The organism is Phyllobacterium sp. SL163 (assembly GCF_049896885.1).
Lineage (GTDB): Bacteria > Pseudomonadota > Alphaproteobacteria > Rhizobiales > Rhizobiaceae > Phyllobacterium > Phyllobacterium calauticae.
In genome coordinates this window covers 51,057-68,002 of record NZ_JAFCVE010000013.1, presented here as the reverse complement: position 1 = coordinate 68,002, position 16,946 = coordinate 51,057, and the positions used below count along the sequence as shown (strand labels likewise).

Annotated in this window: 15 protein-coding genes; 8 read left to right on the top strand and 7 right to left on the bottom strand. The window is 60.3% G+C overall.

Features of this window, described 5'->3' with window-relative positions; all coding sequences use genetic code 11:
- Positions 1-5 precede the first annotated feature (5 nt).
- The 4 genes from ACP7B1_RS23615 (at position 6) to ACP7B1_RS23600 (ending at position 4,949) form a co-directional block, all read left to right on the top strand.
- Positions 6-752: an electron transfer flavoprotein subunit beta/FixA family protein gene (locus tag ACP7B1_RS23615; RefSeq protein ID WP_426137340.1), complete on the top strand. Its 747-nt coding sequence runs from the start codon at positions 6-8 to the stop codon at positions 750-752.
- Positions 753-775: 23 nt separating this feature from the next.
- Positions 776-1,708, top strand: coding sequence for an electron transfer flavoprotein subunit alpha/FixB family protein (locus tag ACP7B1_RS23610; RefSeq protein ID WP_426137339.1), 933 nt, complete (start codon positions 776-778; stop codon positions 1,706-1,708).
- 195 nt (positions 1,709-1,903) lie between these two features.
- On the top strand, positions 1,904-3,256 hold the full coding sequence (locus ACP7B1_RS23605) for a Glu/Leu/Phe/Val family dehydrogenase (RefSeq protein ID WP_426137373.1): 1,353 nt from the start codon (positions 1,904-1,906) through the stop codon (positions 3,254-3,256).
- A gap of 31 nt (positions 3,257-3,287) precedes the next feature.
- Positions 3,288-4,949, top strand: a complete 1,662-nt coding sequence (locus tag ACP7B1_RS23600) for an electron transfer flavoprotein-ubiquinone oxidoreductase (protein WP_426137338.1) — start codon at positions 3,288-3,290, stop codon at positions 4,947-4,949.
- Between the two features lie 176 nt (positions 4,950-5,125).
- Here ACP7B1_RS23600 and ACP7B1_RS23595 read toward each other — a convergent pair whose 3' ends face one another.
- Both ACP7B1_RS23595 and ACP7B1_RS23590 read right to left on the bottom strand, forming a co-directional pair.
- Positions 5,126-5,923 carry an IclR family transcriptional regulator gene (locus ACP7B1_RS23595; protein ID WP_426137337.1) on the bottom strand — a complete coding sequence of 266 codons (798 nt, stop codon included), beginning with the start codon at positions 5,921-5,923 and terminating at the stop codon, positions 5,126-5,128.
- Between the two features lie 76 nt (positions 5,924-5,999).
- Positions 6,000-6,761: an IclR family transcriptional regulator domain-containing protein gene (locus tag ACP7B1_RS23590; RefSeq protein WP_426137372.1), complete on the bottom strand. Its 762-nt coding sequence runs from the start codon at positions 6,759-6,761 to the stop codon at positions 6,000-6,002.
- Between the two features lie 133 nt (positions 6,762-6,894).
- On the opposite strand from ACP7B1_RS23590, the gene ACP7B1_RS23585 reads away from it, so the two are divergent.
- The 4 genes from ACP7B1_RS23585 (at position 6,895) to traR (ending at position 10,612) form a co-directional block, all read left to right on the top strand.
- A complete protein-coding gene (locus ACP7B1_RS23585; protein ID WP_426137336.1) occupies positions 6,895-7,626 on the top strand; it encodes a 3-oxoacid CoA-transferase subunit A in 732 nt (243 codons plus the stop codon).
- Complete coding sequence (locus ACP7B1_RS23580) at positions 7,623-8,312, top strand: CoA transferase subunit B (protein ID WP_426137335.1); 690 nt, start codon at positions 7,623-7,625, stop codon at positions 8,310-8,312. The genes ACP7B1_RS23585 and ACP7B1_RS23580 overlap by 4 nt, the downstream gene beginning before the upstream one ends.
- Before the next feature lie 10 nt (positions 8,313-8,322).
- Positions 8,323-9,528, top strand: coding sequence for a 3-oxoadipyl-CoA thiolase (pcaF, locus tag ACP7B1_RS23575; RefSeq protein ID WP_426137334.1), 1,206 nt, complete (start codon positions 8,323-8,325; stop codon positions 9,526-9,528).
- Between the two features lie 379 nt (positions 9,529-9,907).
- Positions 9,908-10,612: an autoinducer-binding transcriptional regulator TraR gene (gene traR, locus ACP7B1_RS23570; RefSeq protein WP_426137333.1), complete on the top strand. Its 705-nt coding sequence runs from the start codon at positions 9,908-9,910 to the stop codon at positions 10,610-10,612.
- 3 nt (positions 10,613-10,615) lie between these two features.
- Here the strand turns inward: traR and ACP7B1_RS23565 are convergent, their stop codons facing one another.
- The 5 genes from ACP7B1_RS23565 to traA all read right to left on the bottom strand — a co-directional run bounded on the left by ACP7B1_RS23565 (position 10,616) and on the right by traA (position 16,890).
- Positions 10,616-10,924, bottom strand: coding sequence for a transcriptional repressor TraM (locus ACP7B1_RS23565; RefSeq protein ID WP_426137332.1), 309 nt, complete (start codon positions 10,922-10,924; stop codon positions 10,616-10,618).
- Between the two features lie 322 nt (positions 10,925-11,246).
- Positions 11,247-11,873, bottom strand: a complete 627-nt coding sequence (locus tag ACP7B1_RS23560) for a TraH family protein (protein ID WP_426137331.1) — start codon at positions 11,871-11,873, stop codon at positions 11,247-11,249.
- Between the two features lies 1 nt (position 11,874).
- Positions 11,875-13,125, bottom strand: coding sequence for a conjugal transfer protein TraB (locus ACP7B1_RS23555; protein WP_426137330.1), 1,251 nt, complete (start codon positions 13,123-13,125; stop codon positions 11,875-11,877).
- Positions 13,046-13,591, bottom strand: a complete 546-nt coding sequence (gene traF / locus ACP7B1_RS23550; RefSeq protein WP_426137329.1) for a conjugative transfer signal peptidase TraF — start codon at positions 13,589-13,591, stop codon at positions 13,046-13,048. Before traF ends, ACP7B1_RS23555 begins: the two co-directional genes overlap by 80 nt.
- The gene (traA, locus tag ACP7B1_RS23545) at positions 13,588-16,890 is read right to left on the bottom strand and encodes a Ti-type conjugative transfer relaxase TraA (RefSeq protein WP_426137328.1); all 3,303 of its coding nucleotides are present in this window, start codon (positions 16,888-16,890) and stop codon (positions 13,588-13,590) included. Before traA ends, traF begins: the two co-directional genes overlap by 4 nt.
- Positions 16,891-16,946: the final 56 nt, after the last annotated feature.

Here is a 16,946-nt window from a genome sequence, read left to right as displayed (position 1 = left end):
TTGTCATGAAAATTCTCGTCCCAGTGAAGCGGGTGGTTGACTACAACGTGAAGATCCGCGTCAAGCCGGATGGCACGGGTGTCGAGCTCGCCAACGTCAAGATGTCGATGAACCCGTTCGATGAAATCTCGGTAGAAGAAGCGCTTCGCCTGAAGGAAGCCGGCAAGGCGGAGGAAGTGGTCGTGGTCTCGATCGGTCCGGCCAAGACCGAGGAAACGCTGCGCACCGCGCTCGCCATGGGCGCCGACCGCGCCGTCCTCGTCGAAACCGACGACGCCGTCGAGCCGCTCGCCGTTGCCAAGATCCTGAAGGGCGTCGCCGACGCTGAAAAGCCCGGCCTTATCATCGTCGGCAAGCAGGCGATCGATGACGATAGTAACCAGACCGGCCAGATGCTGGCAGCGCTGATGGGGTCCGCGCAGGCGACCTTCGCCTCGAAGATCGAACTCGGCGACGTCAAGGCAACCGTGACCCGCGAAGTCGATGGCGGCCTGCAGACGATCGACGTCAAGCTCCCGGCTGTCGTCACCACCGACCTTCGCCTCAACGAGCCGCGCTATGCGTCACTGCCGAACATCATGAAGGCGAAGAAGAAGCCGCTCGACAAGAAGAGCCCGGCTGATTTCGGCGTCTCCACAGAGCCGCGCCTCAAGGTGCTGAAGACCGAAGAGCCGTCCGGCCGCAAGTCTGGCGTCAAGGTCAAGTCGGTCGCCGAGCTTGTCGAAAAGCTCAAGACCGCTGGCGTCCTCTAAGGTTCGAGAAAGCATTAACGACCATGACCATTCTTCTTCTGGCTGACCACGACAACGCAACCCTTTACGACCAGACCGGCAAGGCGCTGACGGCCGCTTCCAAAATCGGCGGCGACGTTCATGTGCTGGTCGCCGGCAAGGGCGCCAAGGCTGCTGCCGATGCGGCTGCAAAGCTTGCAGGCGTTTCTAAGGTTCTGCTCGCCGAAAGCGACGAGCTCGCCAACAATCTGGCCGAGCCGCTCTCCGACCTGATCGTTTCGCTGGCAGGCAGCTACGACACGATCATCGCGGCAGCGACCTCGACCGGCAAGAACGTGTTGCCGCGCGTTGCCGCTCTGCTGGATGTCGCGCAGATTTCTGAAATCATCGAAGTCGTCTCCGCCGAGACCTTCAAGCGCCCAATCTATGCCGGCAACGCCATCCAGACCGTTCAAGCGACCGACGCCAAAAAGGTCATCACGGTGCGTACCGCGTCATTTTCCCAGGCCTCCCAAGGCCCAACTGCTATCGTCGAGGCAATCTCGGCGGCAGCATCTTCTTCGAGCCTCGCGACCTACATCTCGGACGCGCTTTCGACCTCCGACCGTCCGGAACTGACCTCCGCCAAGATCATCATCTCCGGCGGCCGTGCGCTAGGCTCTGCCGAGAAGTTCCAGGAAGTCATTCTACCGGTCGCCGACAAGCTCGGTGCAGCGGTCGGTGCCTCGCGCGCCGCCGTCGATGCAGGCTACGCTCCGAACGACTGGCAGGTCGGACAGACCGGCAAGGTCGTCGCTCCGCAGCTCTACATCGCCTGCGGCATTTCGGGTGCGATCCAGCATCTCGCCGGCATGAAGGATTCGAAGGTCATCGTTGCCATCAACAAGGACGAGGAGGCGCCGATCTTCCAGGTCGCGGATTACGGTCTCGTCGGCGATCTTTTTGAGGTTCTGCCAGAGCTAGAGAAATCTCTCTGAGGCGGTTCAAGCACAATTAGAACCCCAAAGGTCGCTACGCGACTGGGCAAACACACATCCACTGACAACAACATTGCCGCCAGCAGCGCTGCGCGATCATTGAGTCGGAGTACCGAAATGGTTCAATCGCCCTCACAGAATGCCGTCTCGAGCGCCCGATTTCTCGACAGTGTCGAAGCTTATATCGACCGAGCGATGGAGCATCTCGATCTCTCCGAGGGATTGGCCGAGCGCATCAAGGCCTGCAATTCTACCTACACCGTGAGGTTTGGTGTCAGACTGCGCGGCCGAATGTACAGTTTCACTGGCTGGCGCTCTGTTCACAGCGAGCATGTCGAACCCGCTAAGGGCGGGATAAGATATTCGATGTTGTCGGACCAGGAAGAGGTTGAGGCGCTGGCCGCACTCATGAGCCTCAAATGCGCAGTTGTTGACGTCCCCTTTGGAGGTTCGAAAGGCGCGTTAAAGATTGATCCTACTGAATGGGAGCCTCATGAGCTCGAGCGGATCACGCGTCGCTTCACCCAAGAGCTTGCGAAAAGGAACCTGATCTGCCCGGGTCGCAACGTGCCGGCGCCTGATATGGGCACCGGCGAGCGGGAAATGGCGTGGATGGCAGACGAGTACAAGCGCACAGGACCGTCAGACGTTGTGAACGCGAACGCCTGTGTAACTGGCAAACCGTTAGCACGCGGGGGTATCGCTGGGCGAACGGAAGCTACCGGGCGCGGTGTGCAATATGCAATTCAGAGCTACCTTCGTGATCCCTTGGAAAGCGGCATTGATGGCAGACGATCGCTGGCTGAGATGACGGCTGTCGTCCAAGGGTTCGGTAATGTCGGGTATCATGCTGCTAAGTTTCTGCAGGAAAACGATGGCGTGAAAGTCACCGGTATAGTCGAGCGGGACGGATACATTTTTAACGCTGACGGGTTGCCGATTGAAAGTGTCAAACGGTACCAACTCGCGCACGGTACGATCTTAGGTTTCCCAGGTTCTATCAGCGTCGAAGACGCCTACAAAGGTTTGGAACTAGAGTGCGATATCCTGATCCCTGCCGCGATGGAAAATGCCATTACCGCAGAGAATGCTGGTAGGATCGGAGCGCGGCTTATTGTCGAGGGCGCGAACGGGCCTGTAAGCGCAGAGGCGGAGGAGATCCTTACCGATCGAGGTATCCCGGTGCTACCGGATCTCTTCGTGAATGCGGGTGGCGTTGTTGTCAGTTACTTCGAGTGGGTCAAAAACATCACCCACATTCCGTTCGGTCTTATGGAACGTCGCCGACGCGAGCGTCGGAACATGCAAATCACCCATGCGCTTGAGGCAATGACTGAGAGGTCGTTTCCTACCGATATTCGAGACGAGTTCCTCGAAGGAGGCGCCGAGATTGATCTCGTTCGATCGGGTTTGGAGGACGTGATGCGTAGCGCCTACGAGAACATCGCTACAGTCAAGCGCGCAGGCAAAATGAAGACCATGCGTACCGCCGCTTATGTCATAGCGATCCGAAAGATCGCTGATGCATATCAGGCGATCGGGATCTGATTGTGATTACGCCCAGCGAGAATTGACCAGAATGTCGGAGGCCTTGCTCTTGGAACGCGAAAGCATGGAGTTCGACGTGGTGATCGTCGGCGGCGGACCTGCGGGCCTGTCGGCAGCCATTCGGCTGAAGCAGGTCAATCCTGAGCTTTCGGTCGTCGTGCTGGAGAAGGGTGCCGAAGTCGGCGCGCATACCCTGTCGGGCGCCGTCGTCGATCCGGTCGGCATCGATGCGCTGTTGCCGGGCTGGCGCGAGGATGAAAGCCATCCCTTCAAGACGAAGGTCAAGGACGATAACTTCCTGGTGCTCGGTCCTGCAGGCTCCATCCGTCTGCCGAATGCGCTGATGCCGCCGCTGATGAACAATCACGGCAATTACATTGTTTCGCTCGGCAACGTCTGTCGCTGGCTGGCGGGCCACGCAGAAGCGCTCGGCGTCGAGATCTATCCGGGCTTTGCCGCCACCGAAGTCCTCTACAATGACGAGGGCGCGGTCATCGGCGTCGCCACCGGCGATATGGGCATCGAGAAGAACGGCGAGCCCGGCCCGAACTTTACCCGCGGCATGGCGCTGCTCGGCAAATACGTGCTGATCGGCGAGGGCGTGCGCGGCTCGGTCGCCAAGCAGCTCATTGCCAAGTTCGATCTGCAGAAGGATCGCGAGCCGCAGAAATTCGGCATCGGCATCAAGGAACTCTGGCAGGTCAAGCCTGAAAACCACAAGCAGGGTCTGGTGCAGCATTCCTTCGGCTGGCCGCTCGGCATGGCGGCGGGCGGCGGCTCGTTCCTCTATCACCTCGAAGACAACATGGTCGCCGTCGGCTTCGTCGTGCACCTGAACTACAAGAACCCCTATCTCTATCCCTTCGAGGAGTTCCAGCGCTTCAAGACGCATCCGGCGATCCGCGCCACCTTCGAGGGCGGCAAGAGGCTCTCCTACGGCGCCCGCGCCATCACCGAGGGCGGCTACCAGTCGGTACCGAAGCTGACCTTCCCGGGCGGTGCGCTGATCGGCTGCTCGGCCGGTTTCGTCAACGTTCCCCGCATCAAGGGCAGCCACAACGCCGTGCTGTCAGGCATGCTCGCCGCCGAGAAGATCGCCGACGCGATCGCTGCCGGCCGCGCCAATGACGAGGTCGCCGAGATCGAGAACGAATGGCGCAAGACCGCGATCGGCAAGGACCTGAAGAAGGTCCGCAACGTCAAGCCGCTCTGGTCGAAGTTCGGCACGCTCGTCGGCATCGGCCTCGGCGGTCTCGACATGTGGACCAATACGCTGTTCGGCTTCTCCTTCTTCGGCACGCTAGGCCACGGCAAGACCGACGCTGCATCCCTAGAACCGGCCTCGCAGCACAAGAAGATCGAATACCCGAAGCCCGACGGCGTCCTCACTTTCGACCGTCTCTCCTCGGTGTTCCTGTCGAACACCAATCACGAGGAAGACCAGCCGGTTCATCTCAAGGTCAAGGACATGGCGCTGCAGAAGTCGTCCGAGCACGGCATCTATGCCGGTCCCTCGACCCGCTACTGTCCGGCCGGCGTCTATGAATGGGTGGCTAAGGACGGTAAGGATACCTACGTCATCAACGCCCAGAACTGCGTCCACTGCAAGACCTGCGATATCAAGGATCCCAACCAGAACATCAACTGGGTGCCGCCACAGGGCGGCGAGGGGCCGGTCTATCCGAATATGTGACAAATTACGGTGTTCAGCGCCGTTTCGATTGATCCACGCGTGATTGGCAAATCGGAGGCAAGGCGCTTGAATCGCTGGGCTTCACCTTTTCACGCATGATCTGATGGCTTTCTCAAAACCCATGCGGCCGCCTCCCGTGGAACGGCCCACCGCAAGGGCGTTGATTCCGATTAGAGCTAACCCTCTAATGCTGCTTCTTCCATAGGTGCGCCCCGCATCTGCAGCAGCTTAGCAAGCTTGCGAGATGTGGCTTCGATCGCAGTGCAATGAGTGTCGAAATCTTTGTCGATTATCATCCCATAGGGGCCCGTCACACCCACCGCGTTTATCACTTCGGTGCGCCCTGTCCGAATAGGGAATGCAATTGAACCCAGGCCTGAAACGTGCTCGGCCAGATCCAACGCGAACCCGCGAATGCGGATCTTGTCCAACTCTTCCAACAAGCTTTGCGCAGTCGTCTTTGTATTATCGGTGTAGCTCTGCAGCTCCTGCTCGAGCATGCGTTTCTGAACGTCTTTTGATTGAAAAGCGAGAATCGCCTTCGCCGACGCCGTCGCATTGATTGGTAGAAGCATGCCGGGCATAACATAAGTCCTGACGGGTGTGTCAGGCGCGACGCACGTAACGGAGCGAACTTCTTTCCCATCGAAGCGCGAAATAAATGCCGATTGCCCAGTCTGCTCTGCGAGAATTTGCAGAGGACGTTGCGCTAGGAGCGCCAACCAGTTCGTATCGGGCGAAGCCTGGATGAGCCGAAAAATTCGCTCGCCCAAGCGGAAGCTTCGGTTTCGGGAGTTTTGCGAATTCACCATCCCACTGCTGATTAGGACGTTTAGAAGACGATTTACGGTCGTCTTTGGAAGGTCCAGCGCCGTCTCGAGCTCAACAGCTGTCAAGCCATCCGGAAACGGGGCAATCGTTTCGAGGATAGTCATGTACCGTTCGAGGGGGCTGTCTTTGCTGATATCGTTCATGTGCACGCTTTTTTGTGTTTATGGTGCGAATTATCAACGATCCTGGGACGTTGGTGAATCGTCTTGTTGCACCGCATCAAATTAATATTTTTCTAAGCTCATTTTGCACCCTCAACAACGGTGGGACATATCTTTTTATCACGTCATTCATCGTTTCCGCGGACGCAGCCAAGCCCACATTGATGGCAGCGAGGACTTTATTGTGCGCGGAGATCACCGGCACCGCCACAGAACGCAAGCCGAGCTCAACTTCTTGATCGCTGGTTCCGTAACCACGCTCTCTCGTCGCCCTGAGTTCCTTCAGCAGGTCATCAACGGCAACAAGCGTGTTCGGCGTCCGAGCAATAAGCTCCGTTTTCTGAAGGACCGCTCGCGCCTGAGCTTCAGGGAGGGTAGAAAGCAGCACTTTTCCCATTGAGGTACAATAGCATGGCAAGCGTGAGCCGGGCATGAGCGTAATTGACATAACCTTCCTATGAGCCGCTCGGGCAACATACACGATCTCCTCCTCGTCCAGGATCGAGACGGAGGTGCTTTGCCCTATCTCCTCCGACAGCATGTCGAGGATCGGTTGCACAATGCGCGGAAGCGGCATCGTTGCGAGGCAGCCAGTGCCGAGCCGGAGAATGCGCGGCGTCACGGTAAAATACTTGCCGTCATAGGCGGCATAGCCAAGCTCGGAAAGTGTCAAAAGGCAGCGTCGCGTCGTCGCCCGGTCTAGCCCGGTTATCTCGGCGGCCTCCGAAATCGACAGACGGGGATGCTCGGCGGTGAAGGCTTCTATGACCTTCAAGCCTTTGGCAAGGCCGCCCATCACATCCCGCTCTCTGACTTCCATGGGATCTCTCATTTTGTGCGATAATCGTACAAAAATAATATACCGCACAAATTCATTGTCGTCCATCTTTCTTTGTCTTATTTGGAAATACAGATGACCTTATAACAGGAGGCGTCTTTCGGAGGCAGTTCTAATGCAGAAGACAATCGATAGTTTGGGGGAAGCGGTCGCGGATATCGGCGACGGTGCAACGGTAATGATCGGCGGCTTTGGAGGCTCTGGCGCGCCGATCGAACTCATTCATGCGCTGATCGACAAGAAGCCGAAGAACCTCACCGTTATCAACAACAACGCCGGCAACGGCCGCATCGGCATTGCGGCGATGATCGACGCCGGGATGGTCCGGAAAATGATCTGCTCCTTCCCGAAGTCGAGCGATCCGCGTGCGTTCACCGACAGATATCTCGCAGGACAGATCGAGCTGGAACTGGTGCCGCAGGGCACGCTGGCCGAGCGCATCCGCGCTGGCGGCGCGGGCATTCCCGCCTTCTACACGCCGACCGCCTTCGGTACCGAGCTGGCAGAAGGCAAGGCGATCGCCGAATTCGACGGCAGGCATTATGTGCAGGAACGCTGGCTGAAGGCGGACTTCGCGATCGTCAAGGCGCATCTCGGCGATACCTACGGAAACCTGACCTACAACAAGGCCGGCCGCAACTTCAATCCGCTGATGTGCATGGCCGCGGCCAAGGCCATCGTGCAGGTTTCGAAGATCGTGCAGGCGGGTGAGATCGATCCGGAACACGTCGTGACGCCGGGCCTCTTTGTCGACCACGTCGTCGAGGTTTCCAATCCCCAGCAGGAAGAAGAGCTCATCCGAGCAGGCGTGGTCTATGCGCCGGCGTATGAGGGAGTCCAGGCATGACCGTGAACACCCGCGAAGACATCAAGCTCTCCAACGCCCAAATCGCCTGGCGCGCCGCGCAGGACATCATCGACGGCGCCTATGTGAACCTCGGCATCGGCTTTCCGGAAATGGTCGCCCGTTACCAGCCGCCGGGCCGGCAGGCGATTTTCCATACGGAAAACGGCATCCTCAATTTCGGCGAGGCGCCGGCTGCCGGCGAAGAAGACTGGGACCTCATCAATGCGGGCAAGAAGGCCGTGACATTGCTGCCGGGCGCCGCGTTCTTCCATCATGCCGACAGTTTCGCCATGGTCCGCGGCGGCCATCTGGACGTCGCGATCCTCGGCGCGTTACAGGTCGCCGAAAGCGGTGACCTGGCCAACTGGCGCGTCGGTTCGAAGGGCGTGCCGGCCGTCGGCGGCGCCATGGACCTCGTGCATGGCGCCAAACAGGTGTCCGTCATCACCGAACATGTCACCAAGAACGGCGAGCCGAAACTTGTCGAGAAGTGCACCTTCCCGCTGACAGGCGTCGCCTGCATCACCCGCGTTTATACCAGCCACGCGGTGGTCGATATCAAGGATGGACATTTCGTCCTGCGCGAAAAGCTCCCGGGCATGACCATCGAGGAACTGCAGGCCATGACCGGCGCCAAGCTCCATATCGTCGGACCAGTCGGCGATCTCGTCGTGCCGGCACTCTGAGGAAGACATCATGACCGAAGCATTCATCTGCGACTATATCCGCACCCCGATCGGCCGTTTCGGCGGTTCGCTCTCCTCCGTTCGCGCCGATGACCTTGGCGCGATCCCGCTAAAGGCGCTGATGGTCCGCAACGCCTCTGTCGATTGGGAAGCCGTCGCCGACGTGATCTACGGCTGCGCCAACCAGGCCGGCGAAGACAACCGCAACGTTGCCCGCATGTCCGCCCTTCTGGCTGGCTTGCCGGTTTCCGTCACCGGCACGACGATGAACCGCCTTTGTGGTTCGGGCATGGATGCCGTCATCAACGCCGCCCGCGCCATCAAGGCCGGCGAGGCCGAACTGATGATCGCCGGCGGTGTGGAAAGCATGAGCCGCGCGCCCTTCGTGATGCCGAAGGCCGAAACGGCCTTTTCCCGCAATGCCGAATTCTACGATACCACGATCGGCTGGCGCTTCGTCAACCCGCTGATGAAGAAGCAGTACGGCGTCGATTCCATGCCGGAGACCGGCGACAACGTGGCGATCGGCTACAAGGTTTCGCGCGAGGATCAGGACGCCTTCGCTGTCCGCTCTCAGGCCAAGGCCGCGGCCGCCCAGGAAAACGGCAGGCTCGACAAGGAGATCACGCCGGTCACCGTGCCGCAGCGCAAGGGCGATCCGATCGTCGTCGGCAAGGACGAGCATCCGCGTGCGACCTCGATCGAGGCGCTGGCCAAACTGAAGCCGGTCAACAAGATCGAAGGCGGCACCGTGACCGCCGGCAACGCCTCCGGCGTCAACGACGGCGCTGCCGCGCTGATCATCGCCTCCGAAGCGGCCGCGAAAAAATATGGGCTGACTCCGATCGCCCGCTTCATGGGCGGTGCTGCCGCAGGCGTTCCGCCGCGGGTCATGGGCATCGGCCCCGCTCCGGCTTCCAGGAAACTGATTGCACTGCTCAGCCTGACCGTCGACCAGTTCGACGTCATCGAACTCAACGAGGCATTCGCCTCGCAGGGGCTTGCCACGCTGCGCGAACTCGGCGTCGCCGATGACGACGCCCGCGTGAACCCGAATGGTGGCGCGATCGCCCTCGGCCATCCGCTCGGCATGTCCGGTGCGCGTATTGCCGGCACGGCCGCGCTCGAACTGTCGCTGCGCCAGGGAAAGTATGCGCTTGCCACGATGTGCATCGGCGTCGGTCAGGGTATCGCAGTGGCGCTCGAGCGCGTTTGAAGCCGTTCATCTAGCTACTATCGTTTAAGTACCGATGAGTCTCACTGGATAAAAGGCGACCGCGACACAGAGCGTATTATGCATCGCATCATTTCCATGGCCTGAGGATTGCCAGGAGGCGTAGATACTCTTGCATTGTTATGACATTAGCCGCCAGGAAACAGAAGCAGCCATCGAGAAATATTCGGTGGCTGCTGTTGTCGTCGTATCATTCGCAGAAGCATCAAAGCAGGAGGAATCCTATCACGACAATGCTGCCTACCTCGCGCTCGGCCAGCTTCCATACAACATTTCACAGCTCCTCATAGGTCACTGTCCATCTTCCTCCAGGAAGAGAATGATGCCGCCCAAAGACAGCTTAAACTTGAGGAGATTGCGAATGCAGCATTGGCTGGACAAACTCACCGATCTTTCTGCCCTTCCTGGCGACGAGCATCTTGTAAAGCAAGGGTTGGAGGCAGTTATCGCGACAAGCGACTTTAGCGGCTACGCCTATCTAAACGTCCAGCCAACCCACTCGAGTGCTTTGTCCAACTACCATCCCGAATGGCAGGGCGAATATTTTAGGCGCCGCTTCAACAAGCTCGACCCTGTCGTCAAACGCGCGCAGACACTAAGGCAGGCTTTCACCTGGAGCGCCGACTGGGACAGACCCCGCTTAACTGAAGACGAACGGTCCTTCTTCTCGTTGGCAACAGATTTCGGGATACGGTCGGGAATTACGATCCCGGTCGGAATTGCCCATGGTGCTCTTGCACTGTTCACGCTGGCTTCCTCAAAGCCGAAAGTCGACCCTGAGCGGGACATCGATCCTGTAGCGGCGGCCGCCGCGGTCGCGCAGCTCCACTCGCGTATCCAGTTCACCGATCCGACGCCGACCGCGGAAGAGCAACTCCGGCTCGATCCTAAGGGCGCGACCTATCTGAGCTGGATCGCGGACGGCAAAACGATGGAAGAGGTCGCGGACCTCGAGGGCGTCAAATACAACAGCGTGCGCGTCAAAATCGAACATGCTCGCAAGCAGTTCAATGTTCATACCATCGCGCACCTGACAGCAACGGCGATCCGAAAAAAGCTGATTTGACGATCAGTTCACACAGACCTTTGGGATATAGCCCAAGATCGAGAGAAGGGTATTCAACGCGCTCATCTGCGCGTGCATTTCGATGCTGGCTTCGATAAATTCGAGATGCTGGGGACCGCCGGTCGCCCGGCCGTTCTGATAGTCTTCCGGAAGTGCCTGGTATAGTGCGTCGGCCTTCTCGACCAGCTGCCTGTGTTTTCGGATCGCATCGACCGTCAGCGTTTCAAGATCGGCTGCGGGGAGTCCTTGCGTCAACCCGAAGACCGGTCGAAGTTCAAGCTTTTCCATCAGTGCCGTATCTTCCGGATCCATTGCAGTTTCCAACTTCGGGAATTGTCTGCGGTGCGCCCCCGCAAACGTCAATCCCTGATCCCAAGCCGGGGGTTGGAAACTGTACCTGGACAGTCCTGAGACCTTTAGCCGAAGCCTGGACATACGTCACAGGCCCCCGGCCACATGGTCAGAGGATTCTGGTACCGCAACGGCCGGTACCAACCGCCAGATAGGGGTTTCCACACCCCAGGACAGCGCGTACTGCCCTAGCCGTCCTTATAGAGGTCGTGTTCGATTTTCGCCAGTGCAAACAGGCGGATAATTGGCTCTGCGCCGCTGCAGATCTGCATATCGCCCAGGCCTACCTCGCGCCGATGGTGGAGAGATCGACACGGATCCCGGCCTTGTTCGGGTCGTTGGCAGCATCATCGCTGGCCGGTTCGCTTCGATCGTCTGCGACAGGCACGTCCGCCGTTTCCTCCGCCTGCTCGCCCGGAGCAGCATCCACAGCGGCTTCCGCCTCTTTCTCGTCAGGGCTCGGGGTCCGGAACACAGCCTCGCCCTCGAAATACCCCGACTGCCAGGCGAGAATGGCATCTTCAAACACCTGGGCCTCAGCTTGTCTGCCCGTCGGATTGCCATACCATTTGAGAACGATACGATAGACCTTGCCAAACAGCGCCGTGCCCATACGCAGATTGGCGCAGGCATCGACCAGATCGGGTTTCAGGGCACCCGCTTCGAGCACGCCGAGCCCGGCCGGATATTGGGTGATGCCGACCCGCACGACATTGCGGCCGATATTTTCGCGGATCAGGTCCATCGCCGCCTCCGGTGTCGGGGGCTTCGGTACCAGCACGACACGGTTGCCAGCGCGAACCGTGATCGCCAGAGGATCCTCGGATCCGGCCGCTTCCACGAACTTTTCGACGATTGCCGGCTTCAGCGCCGGATCAGCGCATTCGTTGATCAAGGCAGCATCGACCATGTCACTCTCCCTCGGGCTGGACGTTGACGGCACTGACGAGCGGCAAGCCGAACAGCTTGGCCCAGGCGACAGTGCTGGCCTGCTGGATCGCGACGATCGACGTGCCCGAGGTCCACCAGCCATTGCCGGCCGCAACGATGATATCGGGCGAATGCACCATCGACTGCAGCACCGGCCAGACGATGAGTTGCTCGTAGCAGATCAGCGGCGCAATTCTGGTCCCGCCAATCTCAACGAGTGGATTGGCGAATAAATGCGCCCGGGCACCACCGAGCTCACCGGTCAGGATCCGCCAGGGCTGCCACATTGATCCTGGTACCGGCATGCGCTCCCGGTAGAGAATCTCTGACTTTGCTGCCGAGATAGCGACAAGAACATTGTCATAGCCATCGCCATCGAGGACGGCTGCGCCGGCGATGACGGCGAGATCCCGGTCCTGCAGCTCGTCGCGCCAAAGCCGTTCGACGGTCGGCGTCCACAAGCCGAGCGCGCTTTCCGGCAGAACAATGGTGTTGATCCCTTCGCCTGCCGACCTGAGGACTGTTGCAATCAGGACTCGCTGACGCTCCAATGATGCGTCGCGCCCAAGCGTCTCACCCAGTTTGAGATCGACGCCTTTCCACCCTTCCGGTAGCTTCGGTTCTGTCCAGACTGCGGCGGACCAGAGCCATAGGCTCAGCATGACCAAGACTGCTGCCGGCCAGAACCGCGATGTCATCATCGCCAGGCCGGCAGCTGTCGCCGCCAGTCCCCACCATCCCCAGCCGGGAAACAGCACGCCCGCCGCGGTGATCGGCTGTGCCCAGCCAGTAATCCCGAAGGGCGGCAGTGCCATCACCAAGCTCGCCACCAGATATCGCGCAGCGCGGACCTTTCCCCGCCGGCGTGTCCAGAGTACCGCATGAACGATCACGAAAGACGCCGACGCGATGAGCCAGAGCAGCAGACCAGGCCAGAGATCGGCGGCATAGAAGTTGGCCACCCCTTGGGGCAGACCGCGCGAAGCGGCGAGGAAATAGCCAAGCGAGACGAAAGCTGCGATCCCGCGCGACGGCGCCATGGCCCACAGCGCCGGAAACAGCATGGCGGCCGGGAGGGCAAGCATAGAGCCACTCCATCCGACCGTGCCGATGGCGATCGCCACCGTAATCAAGATCGCCGAGCGCGCTCGGTCACGGATCGAACGTGAGGATCGGCCGGGCAAGCCCGAGCAGGCCGCTTGTGGGGATTGGTCCAAAATATCGGGAGTCATAGGAGCTCACATAGGGAGAGTGCAGATAGAGCATGCCCGGCGGGACCATGCCGTCGCTATAGGGTTCGAGCGGTCGCCCGGCGCCATCGACGCGGCGCACAGTGGATGAGGGGAGCGGCGTGCTGTCGATCGATACGCTCTCGCCGATCTGGACAAGCTGACCGGTCAGGGCCGCGACCATCTTGATCATCGGCGCAACGCCGCCCGGGCACAGGCCCCGGGCGAGATAGTGACGACGGCGAGCTTCTGCGAACGCAGGTGTTTGAGGCGGGCAGACAAAAACCAGATCGCCCACCGTCACCGCCCGGTCTGTTTCTTCGATCCGCCAGAGGCCGAGCGGCTCGCTCGGCGTCAGGTTCAGCCGGAAGCCCCCGAGAACTGCTGTCGCGGAAAGCGCTCCAACCACAAACAACGATGCCGCCAGAACCGTAACCACGCGGCGTCGCGTTGGGCCTCGCGGCGTCATGGTTTCAGGCTCGGTGTCTGACGCTGCGACAGCCTGATGTCCTCAACCTGCTTCAGCGTCGCGGTGGTCCGCTCATGCGCTGCCAGTTGCTGCGCTGTCCGCATCACCGGCCAGGCTTCCTTCAGACTTTCCTTTTCCGCCGGCTGCAGACCGGACGCCATTTTGTCGAAAAGCGGTCCATCCGGAGCTTGGGCGCTGTTGCTCAGCAATGCCCGCTCACCGAAGCGTTCGGACACGGCCTTGTTGAAGCCATCGATTTCGAGTTTGGCCTCGCGGTTGCTGATCGCAAATCCGAGCGCCGCCGGAAGATCGTTGCGGTCGATGGCATCGCGAACGCGCTCCAGCACGGAGCGCGCTTCCGGCGACAGGGCGGGAATGTCGATCGACACGCGCTGACGCAGGGACTTTTCCTCGCCCTCAATCCGCGCCCGAGCCGTCTCGCGGATCGCCAAATAATGCTCGATGTCTCGCTTCAGCGCCGGCAGGTTGAACTCTGCGACGCGGCGCGCCTCCTTCTCCGATTTGCTGGCCAGCAATCCGGTCTTGCCGTTCAGTGCACCGATCGACGCGGGCTCATCAACGAGTTTCTGCAGGGCTTGTTTTGCGGCTTGGCCCTCGGCCAGGACAGCATCGAAGTTCATCGCCCGGAACGCGGTTTCAGGGTCAGCGAACACATAGCGGAAACGGGTCGAGACCTCGTCCCACTGTTGCTTCAGCGCCGGGTCGTCCCCAAGCTTCTGATCGATCGTATCTTTGACCGAGGATGCGAACTGTTTGACGCCAGCCACCATGGGCGCAAGATCCTTCTTCAGTTTTAGGTTCGGGGATTGGAGGAGGCCGAGCCGCTCACCAACGGCGCGCAGCTGCTTGCCGAGATCGGCGAGCTTCTCCTTCTGTTGCAGCGTCCAGTCGAGCCTGTCGCGCACGAGTGTGCGGGCGACCTGCACGAGATGCAGTCCGCGGTTTTCGGCAAAGGACAGCGCCTGCCGGTAAAGCCCACCATGCCGGTAATCGAGCGTCGTTTCCTTGGCATTGCGCCGCGACAGCACCTTTTCCAGTCCGCCATTGAAGCCGAAGGAACGGGTGCCGTAATAGAGCTGCAGCTCCTCACGGTGGCGGGTCATGGCGACGTAGGTGAGATGCCGATCGAGCGAGAGCGACGCGAGCACTTTGACGCGATCAACGGTGGCGCCCTGGCTCTTATGAATCGTCGTGGCATAGCCGTGATCGAGATTGTTGTAGGCTTTGCTCTCGACAGAGACCTGGCGCAAATGCTCGTCTTCTCCGACTGCGATCACGACTCGGTTCTGTGCTGCCTCAACCACCTTGCCCAGCATGCCGTTCTTGACGCCAAGGGCGGTGTCGTTTTTCAGGAAGACGACCTGATCGCCGGCGTCAAACCGGCGTCCGCCGTCAGCGGTGCGGAAGGCATGACCGCCACCAATGATCCCGCGCTCGACCAGTTTTGCGCGCGCCATGTCGTTCAGCAAGCGCACATCACGGCGGAGATGCGCGAGCATCAGCGTCGTCTTTGCCGGATCGTAATCGCAGTTCCAGTCTGAGATCAGTTGCTTAATTGCTTCCGCCTTCAGCGCCGTTCCATGCACCCGGCCTTGCGTGCCATAGGCGGCGAGGGCAGCGCCGACATTGCCACGCGCCAGATCGAGCGAAGCCGCCCGCATCCAGTCCTCGCGCTGACGATAGATCGTCTCCAGTTCCGCATATCCAACACGGTCAGCAATTGCCCGGAAGGACGCGCCCGCCTCGATCGGCTGCAACTGGTCTGGATCGCCGACAAGCACGAGTTTGGCGCCCGCACGGACAACAGCCTCAACAAAGCCAGCCATCTGTTTGGAGGCGACCATGCCGGCCTCGTCGATCACAAACACGGTCGTAGCATCGATCGCGTCTCGACCGCGTTGCCAGCGCAACTCCCAGGAGGACAGCGTCCCGCTCTGGATGCCAGCTTCCTTCTCCAGCCCCTCGGCCGCTTTACCGGCGAGCGCCGCACCGACCACGCGATAGCCGGCCGCTTCCCAAGCCTCTCGGGCGGCCTTCATCATCGTCGTCTTGCCAGCGCCGGCGCGGCCGACGATCGCCGCGATCCGGGCTGAGCCCGTGACATGTTCGATCGCGGCTTTCTGCTCGTCCGACAGCCGCTCATGGCGGGCGAAGATCGATTGCAAGACGCCCTGCTTCACAGTGTGTGAGGATTGCCGCGACAGCCACATGGCCCGATTGACCATCTCCGCTTCGAGCGCGATCATCGCCCGCGTCGTGTAGCGCGCCGGCACGCGTTCGCCTGTGGCAAAGTTGATCGTGTCGCGCTGCAGACGCAGCACTTCGGCATGCTGCAGGGTCCGCGCCATCAGCTGCTGGAAGACGGCGGGCTCGTCGACATAGCGGTGCAAAACCTTGGCGACATCCCTCACGTCAAAGACGCTCTTTTCCCGCGTGATCAGGTCCAGCACGAGAGTCGGGTTGCGCAGGATGCGACGGGTATTTTCAGCGCGGCGCTGGCCGTTGAGCTCAAGTCGTTCAAGCTCCGGCGTAGCACCCTGCATCGCCGCCTTGCGCTCGATCGCTTTGGCGCCAACGCCCAAGTGAATGGTCGGCTCGAGCGCAATGCCCTGCTTCTCATAGGACCGGCCATCGACCCGAAGCGAAACGCCATTCATCGCCAGGTGATGGTTCTGGCGCTCAAACCAGCCATCGCGCAGCGCATTGAACTCAGGTGTGCCACCGGCCCAGAGTTCGTAGACCTGTTTGCCCGCCTCGGTCCTCAGGGGCTGGCCATCTTCGTCGAGAACTGCGAGCTTCTTTGCCCCGAACCCATCTTCGGTGAGCGGGCGCAATGTGGTCATCAGGTGGATGTGTGGATTGCCGGGATTGTCATGGATGACCCAGTCGGCCACCATACCTTTGGCCAGCACATGCCTATCGACGAAATCACGAACCAGCGCGATGTTCTGCTCGGCCGTCAGTTCGAGCGGCAGAGCGATCGTTAGGTCTTTAGCGAGCTGCGCATCGCTGCGTTTCTCGAAAGCCTCGACCTTGTTCCAGAAGGCTTCGGACGCACCGGAAATCGAGCGATCGGCGATCAGGCGTTTTGCCCAGTCCGGCGCACCGGCGGGCAGTGCGAACTCCTCATGCAGCAGGCCCTGTTTTCGCGTGTAGTCGATCGTGCGGGCCTCGCGCTCGTAGTCCATCTTCGCGCAGTGGCGATAGGCCGCCGACAGCACGGCACTGCGGCCTTCGCCGCGGCTGACGATGCTGACGGAGAAATGGGCTATGGCCACGGCGAAAAGGTCTCCTGGTCTAAACTTCGTTTTCGCTCGCAAAGCGGCCCCGCCAG

Bases quoted from the DNA above. Each gene is read 5' to 3' on its own strand.
- ACP7B1_RS23615 (WP_426137340.1), top strand. From the start codon at position 6: ATGAAAATTCTCGTCCCAGTGAAGCGGGTGGTTGACTACAACGTGAAG.
- ACP7B1_RS23610 (WP_426137339.1), top strand. From the start codon at position 776: ATGACCATTCTTCTTCTGGCTGACCACGACAACGCAACCCTTTACGAC.
- ACP7B1_RS23605 (WP_426137373.1), top strand. From the start codon at position 1,904: ATGGAGCATCTCGATCTCTCCGAGGGATTGGCCGAGCGCATCAAGGCC.
- ACP7B1_RS23600 (WP_426137338.1), top strand. From the start codon at position 3,288: ATGTCGGAGGCCTTGCTCTTGGAACGCGAAAGCATGGAGTTCGACGTG.
- ACP7B1_RS23595 (WP_426137337.1), bottom strand. From the start codon at position 5,923: ATGAACGATATCAGCAAAGACAGCCCCCTCGAACGGTACATGACTATC.
- ACP7B1_RS23590 (WP_426137372.1), bottom strand. From the start codon at position 6,761: ATGGAAGTCAGAGAGCGGGATGTGATGGGCGGCCTTGCCAAAGGCTTG.
- ACP7B1_RS23585 (WP_426137336.1), top strand. From the start codon at position 6,895: ATGCAGAAGACAATCGATAGTTTGGGGGAAGCGGTCGCGGATATCGGC.
- ACP7B1_RS23580 (WP_426137335.1), top strand. From the start codon at position 7,623: ATGACCGTGAACACCCGCGAAGACATCAAGCTCTCCAACGCCCAAATC.
- pcaF (WP_426137334.1), top strand. From the start codon at position 8,323: ATGACCGAAGCATTCATCTGCGACTATATCCGCACCCCGATCGGCCGT.
- traR (WP_426137333.1), top strand. From the start codon at position 9,908: ATGCAGCATTGGCTGGACAAACTCACCGATCTTTCTGCCCTTCCTGGC.
- ACP7B1_RS23565 (WP_426137332.1), bottom strand. From the start codon at position 10,924: ATGGATCCGGAAGATACGGCACTGATGGAAAAGCTTGAACTTCGACCG.
- ACP7B1_RS23560 (WP_426137331.1), bottom strand. From the start codon at position 11,873: ATGGTCGATGCTGCCTTGATCAACGAATGCGCTGATCCGGCGCTGAAG.
- ACP7B1_RS23555 (WP_426137330.1), bottom strand. From the start codon at position 13,125: ATGACTCCCGATATTTTGGACCAATCCCCACAAGCGGCCTGCTCGGGC.
- traF (WP_426137329.1), bottom strand. From the start codon at position 13,591: ATGACGCCGCGAGGCCCAACGCGACGCCGCGTGGTTACGGTTCTGGCG.